This is a genomic window from Lysobacter sp., from assembly GCA_013141175.1.
GTDB lineage: Bacteria > Pseudomonadota > Gammaproteobacteria > Xanthomonadales > Xanthomonadaceae > Lysobacter_I.
In genome coordinates this window covers 2,294,340-2,310,420 of the sequence record JABFRN010000001.1, presented here as the reverse complement: position 1 = coordinate 2,310,420, position 16,081 = coordinate 2,294,340, and the positions used below count along the sequence as shown (strand labels likewise).

16 protein-coding genes are annotated in these 16,081 nt (G+C 66.5%); 14 read left to right on the top strand and 2 right to left on the bottom strand.

Annotated features, from left to right (window positions below; translation table 11 throughout):
- The first annotated feature begins 81 nt into the window (after nt 1-81).
- From oxyR to HOP03_10140, 7 genes are all read left to right on the top strand, one after another.
- On the top strand, nt 82-1,038 hold the full coding sequence (oxyR, locus tag HOP03_10170) for a DNA-binding transcriptional regulator OxyR (protein ID NOT88538.1): 957 nt from the start codon (nt 82-84) through the stop codon (nt 1,036-1,038).
- A 222-nt stretch (nt 1,039-1,260) separates the two neighbouring features.
- On the top strand, nt 1,261-1,680 hold the full coding sequence (locus tag HOP03_10165; protein ID NOT88537.1) for a rubrerythrin: 420 nt from the start codon (nt 1,261-1,263) through the stop codon (nt 1,678-1,680).
- 181 nt (nt 1,681-1,861) lie between these two features.
- Complete coding sequence (locus tag HOP03_10160; GenBank protein NOT88536.1) at nt 1,862-3,220, top strand: Fe-S oxidoreductase; 1,359 nt, start codon at nt 1,862-1,864, stop codon at nt 3,218-3,220.
- Between the two features lie 3 nt (nt 3,221-3,223).
- Nucleotides 3,224-3,805 (top strand): DUF3501 family protein, encoded by a 582-nt coding sequence (locus HOP03_10155; GenBank protein ID NOT88535.1) that lies wholly within the window; start codon nt 3,224-3,226, stop codon nt 3,803-3,805.
- Between the two features lie 11 nt (nt 3,806-3,816).
- A complete protein-coding gene (locus tag HOP03_10150; protein NOT88534.1) occupies nt 3,817-4,029 on the top strand; it encodes a hypothetical protein in 213 nt (70 codons plus the stop codon).
- Nucleotides 4,030-4,080: 51 nt separating this feature from the next.
- Nucleotides 4,081-4,728, top strand: coding sequence for a hypothetical protein (locus HOP03_10145; protein NOT88533.1), 648 nt, complete (start codon nt 4,081-4,083; stop codon nt 4,726-4,728).
- Complete coding sequence (locus HOP03_10140) at nt 4,725-5,981, top strand: nitrite reductase (GenBank protein NOT88532.1); 1,257 nt, start codon at nt 4,725-4,727, stop codon at nt 5,979-5,981. Before HOP03_10145 ends, HOP03_10140 begins: the two co-directional genes overlap by 4 nt.
- A 16-nt stretch (nt 5,982-5,997) precedes the next feature.
- Here the strand turns inward: HOP03_10140 and HOP03_10135 are convergent, their stop codons facing one another.
- Both HOP03_10135 and HOP03_10130 read right to left on the bottom strand, forming a co-directional pair.
- Nucleotides 5,998-6,264: a hypothetical protein gene (locus HOP03_10135; protein NOT88531.1), complete on the bottom strand. Its 267-nt coding sequence runs from the start codon at nt 6,262-6,264 to the stop codon at nt 5,998-6,000.
- Entirely contained in the window at nt 6,248-8,947 is a 2,700-nt protein-coding gene (locus HOP03_10130; GenBank protein ID NOT88530.1) for a diguanylate cyclase, read from the bottom strand. Before HOP03_10130 ends, HOP03_10135 begins: the two co-directional genes overlap by 17 nt.
- Before the next feature lie 382 nt (nt 8,948-9,329).
- On the opposite strand from HOP03_10130, the gene HOP03_10125 reads away from it, so the two are divergent.
- The 7 genes from HOP03_10125 to ptsP all read left to right on the top strand — a co-directional run bounded on the left by HOP03_10125 (nt 9,330) and on the right by ptsP (nt 16,069).
- A complete protein-coding gene (locus tag HOP03_10125) occupies nt 9,330-11,087 on the top strand; it encodes a glutamine--tRNA ligase/YqeY domain fusion protein (GenBank protein NOT88529.1) in 1,758 nt (585 codons plus the stop codon).
- 64 nt (nt 11,088-11,151) lie between these two features.
- A complete protein-coding gene (locus HOP03_10120; protein NOT88528.1) occupies nt 11,152-11,592 on the top strand; it encodes a hypothetical protein in 441 nt (146 codons plus the stop codon).
- A gap of 76 nt (nt 11,593-11,668) precedes the next feature.
- The gene (gene rlmM / locus HOP03_10115) at nt 11,669-12,748 is read left to right on the top strand and encodes a 23S rRNA (cytidine(2498)-2'-O)-methyltransferase RlmM (protein NOT88527.1); all 1,080 of its coding nucleotides are present in this window, start codon (nt 11,669-11,671) and stop codon (nt 12,746-12,748) included.
- Complete coding sequence (locus tag HOP03_10110) at nt 12,745-13,551, top strand: nucleotidyltransferase domain-containing protein (GenBank protein ID NOT88526.1); 807 nt, start codon at nt 12,745-12,747, stop codon at nt 13,549-13,551. Before rlmM ends, HOP03_10110 begins: the two co-directional genes overlap by 4 nt.
- A gap of 47 nt (nt 13,552-13,598) precedes the next feature.
- Entirely contained in the window at nt 13,599-13,991 is a 393-nt protein-coding gene (locus HOP03_10105) for a PTS fructose IIA subunit family protein (protein ID NOT88525.1), read from the top strand.
- 66 nt (nt 13,992-14,057) lie between these two features.
- Nucleotides 14,058-14,327: an HPr family phosphocarrier protein gene (locus HOP03_10100; protein ID NOT88524.1), complete on the top strand. Its 270-nt coding sequence runs from the start codon at nt 14,058-14,060 to the stop codon at nt 14,325-14,327.
- Nucleotides 14,327-16,069 carry a phosphoenolpyruvate--protein phosphotransferase gene (ptsP, locus tag HOP03_10095; GenBank protein NOT88523.1) on the top strand — a complete coding sequence of 581 codons (1,743 nt, stop codon included), beginning with the start codon at nt 14,327-14,329 and terminating at the stop codon, nt 16,067-16,069. Before HOP03_10100 ends, ptsP begins: the two co-directional genes overlap by 1 nt.
- The last annotated feature ends 12 nt before the right edge of the window (nt 16,070-16,081 follow it).

Genomic DNA, 16,081 nt, shown 5'->3' with positions numbered 1-16,081 from the left:
AAGATGCATTGCCGCCCCCGGTCCTCGCATTCGATGCGATGCAACCCGATCAAGGGAACGAGACGCCATGAAGGGATCATCATGAACCTGCGCGACCTCAAGTACCTGGTGGCGCTTGCCGACCACAAACACTTCGGACGCGCGGCATCCGCCTGTTTCGTCAGCCAGCCGACCTTGTCGACGCAGATCAAGAAGCTCGAAGAGGAACTGGGCGTCTCGCTCGTGGAGCGCGCGCCGCGCCACATCATGCTGACCCCCGCCGGACGCGACGCGGCCGAACGCGCGCGCCGGATCATGGCCGATGTCGAGGAAATGAAGGAGGCCGCGCGCCGCAGCCAGAATCCGGAGGCCGGCGCGGTGCGGTTGGGCATCTTCCCGACCCTCGGACCGTATCTGTTGCCGCACGTCGTTCCGCGGGTCCGCGAGCGCTTCCACGACCTGGAGCTGCTGCTGATCGAGGAAAAGACCGAAGTCATCCTGCGCCAGCTGCGCGAAGGCAAGCTGGACGCTGGCGTGCTCGCGCTGCCGCTGCACGACGAGCAGTTGCACATCGAGCCGCTGTTCGAGGAGCCGTTCATGTTGGCGGTGCCGGAAACCCATGCACTGGCCGCGAACAGGATGCTGACCATGCAGGATCTGGCGCACGAGAGCCTGCTGCTGCTCGAAGACGGGCACTGCCTGCGCGACCAGGCGCTGGACGTATGCCACCTCGCTGGTGCCGGCGAGAAGACCGGGTTCCGCGCGACGTCGCTGGAAACCCTGCGACAGATGGTGGCGGCGAACGTCGGCATCACCCTGTTGCCGGTGTTGGCGGTGAAACCCCCGGTGGCCGCATCGCAGGATATCCGCCTGCTGGCGTTCCGCGCCCCCGCACCGAGCCGCCGCGTCGCGATGGTCTGGCGACGCAGCTCGGCGATGTCGGAATTCCTGACCAAGCTCGCCGCCGTGTTCCGCGACCTGCCTGCCGATCTGCTCACGACCGGCGACGTGCCCACCCATGGCGGCGCACGGCATCCGCCCGTCATCGAGCCCGCTTGAGCCGGCAGCGGCATGGCGATTCAACGGGGAGAGTCGCCGCACTTGCTGCTGCGCAACATTCACGAAAACTATCGAATCGATCATAACAATTGATCACAACTTGCCATTGGCCGGGCGTATGCTCAAACCGTGCCATCCGTCGGCGCACCGCCCGCCAGATCGACTGCTCCGTCACCCGCATCGTCACAGCCCATCCATCACAGTCTTGAGGAGTGGAACACCATGAGTTTGAAAGGCTCGAAAACCGAAGACAATCTGAAAGCCGCCTTCGCCGGCGAATCCCAGGCGAATCGCCGCTACCTGTATTTCGCGCAGAAAGCCGATGTCGAGGGTTACAACGATGTCGCTGCGGTGTTCCGCTCCACCGCCGAAGGCGAGACCGGGCATGCGCACGGCCATCTGGAATATCTCGAACAATGCGGCGACCCGGCCACCGGCCTGCCGTTCGGCGATACCGCCAACAACCTGAAGTCGGCGATCGCAGGCGAAACCCACGAATACACCGACATGTATCCGGGCATGGCCAAGGCCGCGCGCGACGAAGGCTTCGACGAAATCGCCGACTGGTTCGAAACCCTCGCCAAGGCCGAGCGCTCGCACGCCAACCGTTTCCAGAAAGCGCTGAACGAACTCGGCGCCTGAGTCCGGGCAAAGGGGCGTCCAGGCCAACGGGCGCCCCCGCTTTCTTCCGCACCTCCTCTCCCGGTGCGGAAGAAAGCAACCTCACACGGCGACATCGCCGCGCACGCGTCCGACGCAATCGCAGCGGTGGACGGGAGTCGCCGTCGTCCTCGAAACAGCCGGTCTCGATCACGAGGAACGCATGAGCCAGCCTCCGACCTCCACATCGCCCCCATCCGCGCGCGAAGGCAGCCTCGATGCGCCGACGCGGCACCCGCTCGACTGGAAGAACCCGGCGTTCTGGGATGAATCCGCGCTCGAAAAAGAGATGGAGCGCGTGTTCGATCTTTGCCACGGTTGCCGGCGCTGCGTGAGCCTGTGCCAGAGTTTTCCGACGCTGTTCGATCTGGTCGACGCATCGACGACGATGGAAGTCGACGGGGTCGCGAAAGCCGACTACGCCAAGGTGGTCGACCAGTGCTATCTCTGCGATCTCTGCTACCAGACCAAGTGCCCGTACATTCCGCCGCACGAGTGGAACATCGACTTCCCGCATCTGATGCTGCGCGCGAAAGCCGTGCATTTCAAAGCGCATGGCGCACCGATGTCGGCGAAACTGCTGTCCAGCACCACCACCGTCGGCAGTTTCGCTTCGATTCCGGTCGTGGTCGAAGCGGTGAATTGGGGCAATCGCCAGCCCGCGCTGCGCGGCGTGATGGAAAAGACCCTCGGCGTGCATCGCGACGCGCAGGTGCCGGCGTATCACAGCCCGACCGCGCTCAGGAAGCTGAAGCAGGACGACAGCGGCGACGGCGCGGTGGCCGCAGGGCCCACGCGTGGAAAAGTCGCGATCTTCGTCACCTGCTACGGCAACCACAATCATCCGCGGATGGTCGAAGACCTGGTCGCGGTGCTGCGCCACAACGACATCCCGGTGAAATTGATCCGCCAGAACCAGTGCTGCGGCATGCCGAAACTCGAACTTGGCGATCTGGACAGCGTCGACGACTACAAACAGCGCAACATGCCGCCGATGTCCGCGGCGGTGGACGATGGCTGGGACATCATCGCGCCGATTCCGTCCTGCGTGCTGATGTTCAAGCAGGAACTGCCGCTGATGTATCCCGACGACGCGCAGGTTCAGGCGATCCGGCGCGCGATCTTCGATCCGTTCGAATATCTGATGCACCGGCAGACCGCAGGACTGCTCAAGAACGACTTCAGGAATGAACTCGGCAAGGTCGCATGGCAGGCGGCGTGCCACCAGCGCGTGCAGAACATCGGCCCGAAGACCAGGCAGGTACTGGAACTGGTGCCGGGCACCCAGGTGACCACGATCGAACGCTGCTCCGGCCACGACGGCACCTACGGCGTGAAGAAAGCCACCTACGAGAACGCGCGCAAGATCGCCAAGCCGGTGGAGAACCGCGTGAGGCAAACGGACGCGCAGCACTTCACCAGCGACTGCGTGATGGCCGGTGCGCATATCGCCCACGGCTTGAACGATGGCACCACTGCAGAGCATCCAGTCACGCTGCTGCGCAAGGCCTACGGAATCTGACCCATGACAGCGCTCACCCGAACCGATCTGTTCAACCTGGAAACCTACGCGGTCGAACGCGCCGCGTTCCGCACCCGCGTGCTCGCCCACAAGAAAGCGCGCAAACTGCAGCTCGGCGAACACGTGACCCTGCTGTTCGAGGATCGGCTGACGATCCAGTACCAGATCCAGGAAATGCTGCGGATCGAGCGGATCTTCGAACCCGCGGCGATCCAGGACGAACTCGACGCCTACAACCCGCTGGTTCCGGGCGGTCACGATCTGAAGGCGACGATGCTGATCGAATACGCCGACGTGGATCTGCGTCGCCGCGAACTGGCGCGGCTCGGCGGCATCGAACGCCACGTTTACGCCGAAGTCGCAGGCACCGGCCGCGCGACGACGCACGCCGACGAGGACATGGACCGCAGCGACGACGACAAGACCTCGGCGGTGCATTTCCTGCGTTTCGATTTCACGGCGTCGCAGATTTCGTCGCTGCGCGAGGGCGCCACGCTGTCCTTCGGAATCGACGATGCGCGCATGCCAGCGACGATCGAAGTCCCGATGGCGGTCCGCGAAGCGCTGCTGCGCGATTTCGCTTGAGCCGGACGCGCATGAAGCGTGCGCTGATGCTGGGCGTCGCGCTGTTGGCCACGTATGTCTCCGGTTATCTCGGCTACCGTGAAACGCATCGCCAGCGGTGGGCGTTCGATGGCCACGATTACGTGATCTTCGGATCGCGCACGGCCTACTTCGCGTTTCGGCCGTTGAGCCATCTCGACCAGTCGGTCACCGGCATCCGTACCCACATCGGCCCGCATCGCTGAACCGGCGGAGCACCGGGTAGACTGCGTTCCGGTACGGCTCCGGAATCGCCCATGCTCCGCTGGCTCCTGATCTTCATCGTCATTGCCGTCGCGGCCTGGTGGCTGGCGACGCCGTCATCGCCCGCGTCCACCCCCGCCGCATTCACGGCTGCGAACGGACAGCCGGTGCTCGGCTGCGTGCCGCCGGCGCGATTGGCGGGCGTGGACGGCACCGTGCAGAGCGATGCGCCCGGTGGCATGACACCGTTCCAACTGTCGAAGGCGACCGCCAAGCCGCTGGCCGGATTCAGCGTCGCCGCGCGGGTCCTGTCGCGCGAGGACTACGACCACGGCCGCGAAGCGGATTTCTCGCCCGTGGATCTTGCCCTGGGCTGGGGACGCATGCGCGACGATGCGGTGCTGTCGGAGCTCGATATCTCGCAGTCCGGACGTTTCTATCATTACCGCTGGAGCGGGCCACCGCCGATCCCACCCGACGACATCGTGCGCAGCAGCGCGAACATGCACATGGTGCCTTCGAATTCGTCCATTGCCGCAGCGCTGGACGCGGTCGACGCGGGAGACCGCATACGCATCGACGGCTGGCTGGTGCAGATCGATACGCCCGATGGTTGGCACTGGCGCAGCTCGCTGACGCGCGAGGACTCGGGCGCTGGCGCCTGCGAAGTGGTCTACGTCTGCAGCGTCTCGAAACAATGACCCGCTTCTTCGGCAAACCAGCACTGTCGTTGTCCGTACTGGTGGCCGCGACGCTCGCATCGGTCCCGCATGTCCGCGCGGAAACGCTGGATATGCCCGTGGAGCTCACGGTCTGGCGACAGGGCTTCAGCGGACGGATCGGCGACGCGCCCGTACGGCTGCCCTATCTGCAGCGGATCGGCGATCGCATCGAAGGCGTGTATTGCCATGGCGCCTGCGCAGCGCAGACGGATGGGCTGCGCTTGTCCGGCACATGGCGCGACGGCGGCCTGTCGCTCGACGAATACGCGCCGGACGCAGCCGGGCAACAGCAGATCACCGGACATTGGCTCCTGCTGCAGGACGGCAACGCCTGGCGCGGCGAATGGCGCAGCGCGGACGATACGCGGCGCCTGCCCGCGACCCTCTCCATCGACGACGACCCCGAGCCCTTCGAACTGCGCGTGGTTGCGGCGTTCGTGCCGGGCGCGGACGACGATGATTGCGACGCGCAATCGCCGCCGGTGTCGGCGATCCGCGTGTATCGCGAGGGCGCGCTGCTGCAGACCCTGGACACCGACTCGGTCGGCACCTGCGGCATGTTCCTGCCACGACAGTTCGACATGGATTTCGACGGCCATCCGGATATCTCGATCGCGCTCACGCTGCCGGCGGGTCCGAACATCCCGCACCAGTCGTGGCTGTTCGATCCCGCCACGCAGCGCTTCGTCGATGCACCGGCGAGCCTGCAGGACATCACCTCGCCGGAGTTCGATCCGAAGCACCGCATCGTTTACAGCTTCTGGCGCGGCAGTTGCTGCTCGCACGGGGTGGACACGTATCGCTGGAAAGACGGCGATCTAGCAGCGATGGACAGCGAGGCGAGCCACCTCCTGCCGGTGCTGCGACAGGGAAAACTCGGCTATCTCTACAGCATGCCGGGCTACGTCGACGGCGAGATCGTCTTTTCGCCGCGGATCGTGCGCGACGCTGCCGGCCAATTACGGTTGGAAGGCGTCGACGACACGACCTTCGAGCTGGAAGACGAACCCTTCGCCTGGGGCGAGTCGTTGGCGGTGGACGTGTTCGCGGCCGATGCGAAGGGCGGGTCGCGGCGCGAACGTACGGATGCGATGCGCTGGCGGCGGATCAAGGACGACGCCGGCCTGCGCTGGTGCCCGAACCTGGCCGTCTACGACATCGATCGCCACCGCATCGTGAGACGCCTGGTCGACACCCCGGAAAGCTGCACCGATACCGCGCCGGGACCATGACCGCGCGGCGTGCCGATCACAGCCCGGTCGGACAACTCACGCCGGTGCCGCCGAGCCCGCAATAACCCTTCGGGTGCTTCGACAGGTACTGCTGGTGCTCGTCTTCGGCGTAATAGAACACCGGTGCGGGGTACAGGATTTCGGTCGTGATCCTTCCCAGACCGGCAGTCTCGAGCTGCGCCTGGTACCGGCCGCGACTGGCGACGGCAGCGGCGTACTGGGCTTCGGTATCGCAATGGATCACGGACCGGTATTGGGTGCCGGCATCATTTCCCTGGCGCATGCCCTGCGTCGGGTCGTGACTTTCCCAGAACGTTTTCAACAGCACTTCGAACGACGCCGACACCGTGTCGTAGATCACCAGCACCACTTCGGCATGGCCGGTTTCGCCGCTGCAGACTTCGTGGTAGTTCGCGTTCGGCGTATGCCCGCCGGCATAGCCGGCGGCCGTGGTGAACACACCCGGCTGCAGCCAGAACTTGCGTTCGGCGCCCCAGAAACAGCCCATGCCGAACTGCACGCGCGCGAAACCGGTAAACACGTCGCGCAGCGGACGTTCGTGCACATGATGGACATTCCCCAGCGGCATTTCTTCCGGACGCCCGGGCAGCGCACGCTGCGGCGACGGCATGCGCTGTTTGTGCGCTCCGATGCCCAGCAAAGATTCGAACATCGCGATACTCCACCGAAAACATTGTGAAAAGAAGATGCGGACGACCGCACCGGAAACAAGCCGTCGCCGGTCGCGACGCGAACACCGCCGGCGCCACGTGGACCCGGTTGCGACCCGCGCGCTTTGCGGCGTAGAGCGCCTTGTCGGCGCGCTCCACCGCAGGTTGCGGCTGCCCCTCGTGCGAGAGTTGGGTCGCGACGCCGATGCTCACCGTGAGGCGCAGCGGCTGTTCCTGGTAGCGGACGTCAGTGTGCTCGACCGCGAGCCGGATCTGCTCGGCGATCGCACGCGCCATCTCGGTCTGCCGGCCCGGCAGGATCACCAGGAACTCCTCGCCGCCGTAGCGCCCGAAGATATCGTCCTCGCTGAGCTGTGCGGCGATCGTCTTCGCGATCTCGCGCAGGCAGTGGTCGCCACTGGCATGGCCGAACTTGTCGTTGATCGCCTTGAAGCGGTCGATATCGACGAACAATACCGACAGCGGCAACCCCTTGCGATGCGCGTGCTGGAAGGTCCGGGCGAGCGACTGGTCGAGACTGCGGCGGTTGAGCGCGCCGGTCAGGGCATCGATCTCCGCGGTATGGCGAAGATGCAGCGCGGCGATGGCCTCGTCGGCCTGCAGCAGCGCCAATCGCGCCAGTTCGCGGACGATGGTCAGTTCCTCGGGATGGAACACGGTGGCGCCGCTGCGTTCCAGCACGATCAAGCCCCATGCCGGCGCGCGTACGGGCAGCGCGATCAGGGCTTCGATCGCGACCGGCGTGAGCTCGCCGGTCTTGGTGACCGGGCGTTGCAGTTCGATGTTGCCGGCGAGCTGTTTTCGCAGCGTCTGCAGGCGCTGGCCGACATTCGCCTCGACATCGTCGAGATAGGCCGCCGGCTGCACCACCAGCGTGTCGCGGCCATGGTAGCCGCGGGCGACCGCGACCGCGGTGGTGGTCGGCACGATCCGGCGCAGATGCTCGAGCAGATGGCGGAACACGATCGGCTGCACCTCGTCCTCGGCGACCCCCCGCAACGAGGTCTGCAGCACGGTCATCAATTCCGAGCGCACGGCTTCGCGATACATGCGGCGCTCGGAATCGGCGCGCGCGCGCTGCTCGCGATCGCGCTGCTCCCGGTATTTGCTGATCCGGCTGATCAAGCCGACCGCGATCATCGATGCGCACAGCACGATCCCCGCCTGATAACCGTAGGTCGTCCAGAGGGTCGTGGCGATGATGCCGCGCGACGCCAGCTCCCAGGCGAGGATCGATACCGCGACCGTCAGCACCGAGAAGAACACCGCACCCGCCAGCGGCACGCGGCGGCGCCAGGCTTCGCTCAACAGGTAGAACGCGACCATGCAGCCCAGGAGCCAGAACACGGGCATGAAGAGGCTGGCGAACGCGTCCAGCCGTTCGCGCCATGCGAGCAGCAGCCCGATCGCCAGCAGCAGGATCGCGCAGCCGTTGTTGACGGCCTTCACAAGCGGGGGACGCGTCTGTTCGATATCGGTATATCTCAACAGGATCCGCAGCGAGACGACCTCGAACAGCAGCGAGACCGCATGCAGGCCGGAGCCGCCAAGGAAACGGAACATGCCGAACGGATCGAGCAGGTAGATATGACCGTTGAAGACGGCCAGCAGCAGGACGCCGGTGATGCAGAACACGAAGAACGACAGGAAACCGGCATCGCGCGACGCGAAGAACAGCGCCAGCGTCATCAGCGCGAGGATCAGCAGGCTGGCATAGGACAGGCTGGCGAAGATGGTCGCTTCCTGCACATAGCGGTCCGCCTGTTCTTCGGAAATCACTTCGGGCCTCAATGCCGCCAGGCGCATCGCCTTGGCGTCGAGCTCCAAGCGGATTTCGCCTTCCCACGTGCCCGGCAGACGGAACAGATACCCCACCGGCATCGGCCCCTCGAAGCGCTGCGGCGCGAGGAAACTGCGGGGCCCGCTCGACCAGGTGTCGTTCACCCGCAGCTCGACCGTCTCCACCGGCGTCCGCCGCATCCAGACCACCCAGTGCAGCGATTCGTTGTCGCTCGCCGGCAGCACGAAGCGCAACTCGGCCCGGGACCGGGGCGCGTCGCCCGAGACTCCGAGCCGCAGGGAATCGCCGCCCGCCCCCAGTTCGGACAAACGACCTTGCGTATCGGCCAACGGCACCAGCTCCACCGCCAGCGGCTGCGGATGCGGGGCTTCGGCACGGCTGGGAGACAGTGCGTACATGCCAAGCAGCAACACCACCACCACGCCGAACGCGCGGAACCAGTGTTGCGGCATGTCCCAGTTCGGAAACGCCATGGTCAATCGGAGATCGCGAATATCGGGATCTCCATGATCCAATTCGCGATGACGCCGGCCTTGGGCCAATACGTCGCCGCAACGCGGCTTTCGCCCCGCGCGGTGAGAGGAGTCGTTTTCGAAATTACAGGCCGATCGGCACCAACGCCCATCGCCCGCCCCCCTTTGATCGATTTCGGCCTATTTGCACACGCCTATGCGGCGCCCCTATTCCACCGGACACAGTACCACCACGACCTGCTGTTCTGCAGCCGCGATGCCGGCGCTTCAGGGCGGAAACGCCGTAGAAAGGGTGCCGTACGTCGCAAACGGCGGCATGGCCTTCAACAGGCTGTCTTTCGGCAGCCTGTTAGACTGGTCGTTTTCGCAGTCTGCATTGTCGATGACCCCGGACCACCCTACGGACACCCTTCCCGCCGACGCCGTTTCCGAGCGCCGCCAGGACTTCATTCGCCAGATCGTCCGCGACGACCTCGCCAGCGGCCGGCACGCCGCGATCCGGACCCGCTTTCCGCCGGAGCCCAACGGCTACCTGCATCTGGGCCACACCCGGGCCATCTGGACCGATTTCGGCATCGCCGAAGAGTTCGGCGGGCGCTGCAACCTGCGTCTGGACGACACCAATCCGGCCCGTGAAGACCCCGAATATGTCCGCGCGATCCAGGACGATGTCCGCTGGCTCGGCTTCGAATGGGCGGAACTGCGCCATGCCTCCGACTATTTCCAGGTGTTCTACCTCGCCGCCGAAAAGCTCATCCGCCAGGGCGACGCCTTCGTCTGCGACCTCAGCGCCGACGAAGTCCGCGCCTATCGCGGCAGCCTGAACGAGCCCGGCCGCGAATCGCCGTTCCGCAACCGCAGCGTCGAGGAAAACCTCGACCTGTTCCGGCGCATGCGCGCGGGCGAGTTCCCGGACGGCGCGCGCACCCTGCGCGCGAAGATCGACATGGGCAGCGGCAACATCAACCTGCGCGACCCGGCGATCTACCGGATCAAGCACGTCGAGCACCAGAACACCGGCAACGACTGGCCGATCTATCCGATGTACGACTACGCGCATTCGCTCAGCGACGCCGCCGAAGGCATCACCCATTCGCTGTGCACGCTCGAGTTCGAGGATCACCGCCCGCTGTACGACTGGTGCGTGGACAGGGTCGATCTGGCGCACCATCCCGAGCTGGTGGAATCGCTGATCGATCGCGGCCTGCCGTTCGAGGCCGACAAGCCGCGCCAGATCGAATTCTCGCGGCTCAATCTCAACTACACGGTGATGAGCAAGCGCAAGCTGATGACCCTGGTCGACGAAGGCCTGGTCGACGGCTGGGGCGACCCGCGCATGCCGACGCTGCAGGGCATCCGCCGCCGCGGCTATACCGCCGATGCGCTGAAACTGTTCGTCGCGCGGCTGGGCCTGTCGAAGCAGAATTCGCTCATCGACTACTCGGTGCTGGAGAACACGCTGCGCGAGGATCTCGACAGCCGCGCGCCACGGCGCATGGCCGTACTCGATCCGGTGAAATTCGTGTTGACCAATCTGCCGGGCGATCACGAAGAACATCTGACGTTCTCGAATCATCCGAAGGACGACACCTTCGGCCAGCGCACGGTGCCGTTCTCGCGCGAACTGTGGATCGAACGCGAAGATTTCGCCGAAGTGCCGCCGAAAGGCTGGAAACGGCTGATCCCGGGCGGCGAAGTGCGCCTGCGCGGCGCCGGCATCGCGCGCTGCGACGAAGTGATCCGGAACGATGCCGGCGAGATCGTCGAACTGCGCGGCACGCTCGATCTGGAATCGCGCCCCGGCATGCCCGGCGCCGACCGCAAGATCAAGGGCACCATCCACTGGGTCAGCGCCGCGCATGCGGTACCGGCGGAGGTGCGGCTGTACGACCGCCTGTTCACCGTCGCCAACCCCGACACCGACGACGACGGCAAAACCTACCGCGATTATCTGAATCCGGACTCGCGGCGCAGCGTGCGCGGCTATGTCGAGCCCGCAGCCGCCACCGCCGCGCCCGAGCAGGGTTTCCAGTTCGAGCGCATCGGCTATTTCGTCGCGGACCGCTTCGATCATCGCGCCGACGCGCCGGTGTTCAACCGCAGCGTGACCTTGCGCGATACCTGGGCCGCGAACGTTTGAACGTTCGGGCGCACGCCGGGTCGCATCCCAGTGCGGCCCATTCCATGACTGGAGGAGATTCGCCATGCGCCTGCGCCATTTCGCATTCACCGCCCTCACCGCCCTGCTGCTGATCGGCTGCACCGCACCGACGCCCACGCCGGACGCACCCTCGGCGCAACCGGCCCCGGCAGCGCCCGTCGCCGCCGCCCGGCCGGCCGAACCGCCGGTGGCCGCACCTCCCGCCGCGACGCCACCGGGCGCGGAGACGGCCCCGGTCGCCGACGCGTCGAATCCAGGCCGCAGCTGCAGGACCGACACCGATTGTGCAGTGAAGAACGTCGGCAACTGCTGCGGTGCGTTTCCGAGCTGCGTGAACAGGAGTGCGAAGACCGACCCCGCCGCCGTGCAGGCGCAGTGCGCGAAAGCCGGTATTGCATCGGTCTGCGGTTTCCAGGAGGTCAGCGGCTGCCAATGCGTGCAGGGCCAGTGCCAGAACATCACCAGCGGTGCGGTCGTGATGTGATGCCGCAAGCGAAACGCAGACCTTCCAGGCAAAGCGCGCGGAGCGCGATCGCGATTCGGTTCGGCACACGCCGCCAATGAGCGAACACGCACTGCTCTGCTACTGCCGCCCGGGCTTCGAGCCCGAGCTCGCCGCCGAACTGACCGAACGCGCCGCCGCACGCGGGCTGGGCGGCTACGCGCGTACGGAACGCAACAGCGGCTACGTGGTGTTCGTCGGCGACGATGGCATCGCGCTGGCCCGGGCGCTTCCTTTTCGCGAGTTGATCTTCGCGCGGCAGAAATTGCGCCTGATCGCGGAGCTGCGTGGCCTCGATCCGAAGGATCGGATCGCGCCGATGCTGGGGGTGCTGACAGCTCCAATGGTGGGCCAAGGCCCACCCTACGGCACCATCGTGGTCGAGCACCCCGATTCCGACGAGGCCAAACCGCTGGCCGGGCTCGCGCGCAGCTTCGGCAATGCGCTGCGTCCGGCGCTGCGCAAGGCCGGGCTGCTCGCCGCGCAGGACAACGACCGCCTGTCGCGGCTCCATGTGTGCTTCGTCGATGGCGACCACGCCTTCCTTGCCGTCGGCGACCCGTACGACAGCGCACCATGGCCGCTGGGCATCCCGCGCCTGCGCCTGCATGCCGATGCGCCCTCGCGCTCCGCGCTGAAACTCGAAGAAGCGCTGCTGGTCCTGCTCGACGCCGACGAGCGCGAACGCCTGCTGCGCCCCGGCATGCGCGCGGCCGATCTGGGCGCCGCGCCCGGCGGCTGGAGCTGGGTGCTCGCACGCCAGAACCTGCAGGTCACCGCGGTCGACAACGGTCCGCTGCGCCAGCACGTCATCGACACCGGACTGGTGCAGCATCTGCGCGCCGACGGTTTCGCCTGGCACCCGGCGAAACCGCTGGACTGGATGGTCTGCGACATGGTGGAACAGCCCAGCCGCGTCGCCGCGCGCATGGCCGAATGGTTCCGCGAAGGCTGGTGCCGGCACGCGATCTTCAATCTCAAACTGCCGATGAAGAAACGCTGGCAGGAAACCCGCCAGTGTCTGCAATGCTTCGAGGACGATGCGGGAAAACCGCTGATCGTCCGCGCCCGCCAGCTGTATCACGACCGCGAGGAAATCACGGTCTTCGCGACCACGGACACGCGATCCCACGCATGAATGCCCGACCGCCGAACGATTCCGTCATCCCCATGGACGTGCGTGCCGAGATCATGCGCCGACTGGCCCGCGCCGAAGAAGAGCACGACGTGCGCATCCTGCTGGCGATCGAATCCGGCAGCCGCGCCTGGGGTTTCGCCTCGCCGAACAGCGATTACGACGTCCGCTTCGTCTACGCGCACGCACCGCGCTGGTATCAGGCTGTGGATCTGGAGGAACGCCGCGATGTGATCGAGTACGACATCGTCGACGACATCGACCTCAACGGCTGGGATGTGCGCAAGGCCCTGCGGCTGTTCTGGAAATCGAATCCGGCGTTCGTGGAATGGATCCAGTCGCCGATCCGCTACATCGAACGCGGCGGTTTCGGTGCCGGCGCGCGCGCACTCCTGCCGCAGGTGTATTCGGTCGAGGGCGGCATGTACCACTACCGCAGCATGGCCAAGACCAACTATCGCGGCCATCTCCGCGCCGACCGGGTCCCGTTGAAGAAATATTTCTATGCGCTGCGACCGCTGCTGTCGGTGCTGTGGCTGGAACGTTACGCCACGCCGGCGCCGATCGAATTCCAGGCACTGCTGCATCTGATCGACGATCGCCCCGCCCTGCGCGCGGATATCGAGGCGCTGCTCGAGCGCAAGCGCGGCGCACCGGAGATGGGGCTGGGCGATCCGGTGCCTTCGATCAACGCCTTCGTCGAAGCACAACTCGCACGACTGGAAGCGATGAGCCCGGACACCACGCGGCAACCGCGCGCGTTGCCGCTGCTGAACACCCTGTTCCACGCGGTGCTGGACGAATAGAGCCTGCCGGCTTCCGGCGCGTCACATCCGTCTGTTAAGTTGTCGCCATGGCCGTCGGCATTCTCCTCGTCACCCATCCCGGTATCGGCAGCGCCCTCGTCGAGGTCGCCGGCCGCATGCTGCGCCAGCTGCCGCTGAAGACCGAGGCGTTCGAGCTGGCGTTCGACGCCGACCTCGACGCCGCCCTGCCGCAGGCCAGCGCCGCGCTGCGCCGGGTCGATGGCGGCGACGGGGTGCTGATCCTCACCGATCTGTATGGCGCATCGCCGAGCAACCTCGCCGCGCGCATCGCGCGCCTCGGTACGCCCGCGCGGCGGGTGGCGTCGCTGAATCTGCCGATGCTGCTGCGGGTGATGAACTATGCCGAGCTGCCGCTGGACGAACTGCCGGCGATCGCAGCCGCCGGCGCGCGCAATGGAGCGATCATCGATGATGCCTGAGTCCACGGCGCCTGCCCCGGAACGCTGCCCGACCCCCTCTTTCCAATTCCCGACCGAATCCGCGCCATGATCGAACGCGACCTCATCATCAGCAACCGTCTCGGCCTGCACGCGCGCGCCACCGCCAAACTGGTGCAGGCGGTCTCCGGCTTCCGCTGCGGCGTGACCGTCGCCGCCAAGGGCCGCGAGGTGAACGCCAAAAGCATCATGGGCGTCATGCTGCTGGCCGCCGGCCAGGGCACCACGGTCATCGTCCGCGCCGATGGCGAGGATGAAGCCGCCGCGATGGACGCGGTGATCGCCCTGTTCGAACGCCGGTTCGACGAAGACAGCTGATGAGAAGAATCCTCTCCGGCCATGGCGCATCGCGCGGCAGTGCACTCGGACGTGCGCGTGTCCGCCTGCCGCATGCGCTGGACGTGGCCGAAGAGCGGATCGACGCCTCGCTGGTCGATGCCGAAGTCGAGCGCCTGCACACCGCGATCGCGGTCGTACGCGGCGAGATGCACACCCTGCGCGATCGCCTGCACGGCGCGCTCGCGCACGAGGTCGGCGAATTCCTCGACCTGCACGCACTGCTGCTGGACGATCCGGAGCTGCTGGCCGGCCTGGACCAGCTGATCCGCACCGGCCGCTACGCCGCCGACTACGCCCTGCGCCTGCAGCGCGACCGCATCGCCTCGGTGTTCTCGGGCATGGACGATGCCTATCTGCGCAGCCGCATCGACGATATCGACCAGGTGGTCGGCCGCATACACGCCGCACTGCACCGCCGCGAGGCCGAACTGCAGGGGGTCGCCGGCGACATCCTGGTCACCGACAACATCTCGCCCTCGGACCTCGCGCAGCTGCACGCGCAGGGCGTGATGGCCGTGGTCACCGCCAGCGGCAGCCCGCTGTCGCACAGCGCGATCCTCGCCCGCAGCCTGCATGTGCCGCTGGTGATCGGCGCCTCGCACGTGCTGCAGAAGGTCAACGATGGCGACGTGCTCGCGGTCGACGGCGGCAGCGGCCTGGTCATCCTCGAACCGAACGCCGACGACCTGCGCGAACATCGCGCGCGCGTGCAATTGCACACGCGCGAACGCAAGCAATTGCACCGGCTGCGTCGCGAACCGACGCGCACGCTGGACGGCGTCGACATCAAACTCTGGGCGAACGCGGAATCGCGCGAGGACGTGGCCGAAGCGCATGCGCTCGGCGCCGCCGGCGTCGGCCTGTACCGCACCGAATTCCTGTTCATGCATCGCCCGGCGGACCTGCGGCGCACGGTGCCGGACGAAGAAGAGCAATTCCGCGCCTATCGCGATCTGGTCCTGGGCATGACCGGGCGGACCGTCACCATCCGCACCCTCGACATCGGCGCCGACAAGGCCGACGAGAGCGGACTGGCGCTCACCGGCGAACCCAATCCCGCGCTCGGTCTGCGCGGCGTGCGCCTGTCGCTGTCGCGCACCGACCTGTTCCGCACCCAACTGCGCGCGATCCTGCGCGCCAGCGCCTACGGCCCGGTCCGGGTGCTGGTGCCGATGGTCAGCGGTCGCGAGGAAATGATCGCGGTGCGCGCGCTCATGACCGACGTGCAGCGCGAACTGCGTCGCGAGGGCTCCGCCATCGCCGACGCGGTGCCGTTGGGCGCGATGATCGAAGTCCCATCGGCCGCGATCGCGCTGCCGAGCTTCATCGGCGCCACGGATTTCCTCTCCATCGGCACCAACGATCTGGTGCAGTACCTGCTCGCCGCCGACCGCAACAACGAGGCGCTGGGCGACCTCTACAGCCCGCTGCATCCGGCGGTGCTGCGCCTGCTGCACACGGTGATGCGCACCGCGCGCGCGCGCGGCAAACCGGTGGCGGTGTGCGGCGAAGTGGCCGGCGACCCGCTGTTCGCACCGGTGCTGCTGGCGCTGGGGCTGGAGGAATTCAGCCTGCATCCCGGCACGCTGCTGGAACTGCGCCGCGCGGTGCGCGGACTCGATCATTCGGCGCTGCGCGCACGCGCGCCGGCCTTGCTGCGCGCGCGCGATCGCGCGGGGATCGAGCGTTGGCTGGCGCAGGCGACTTCCATATCCGCATGACTGCGCGAATCA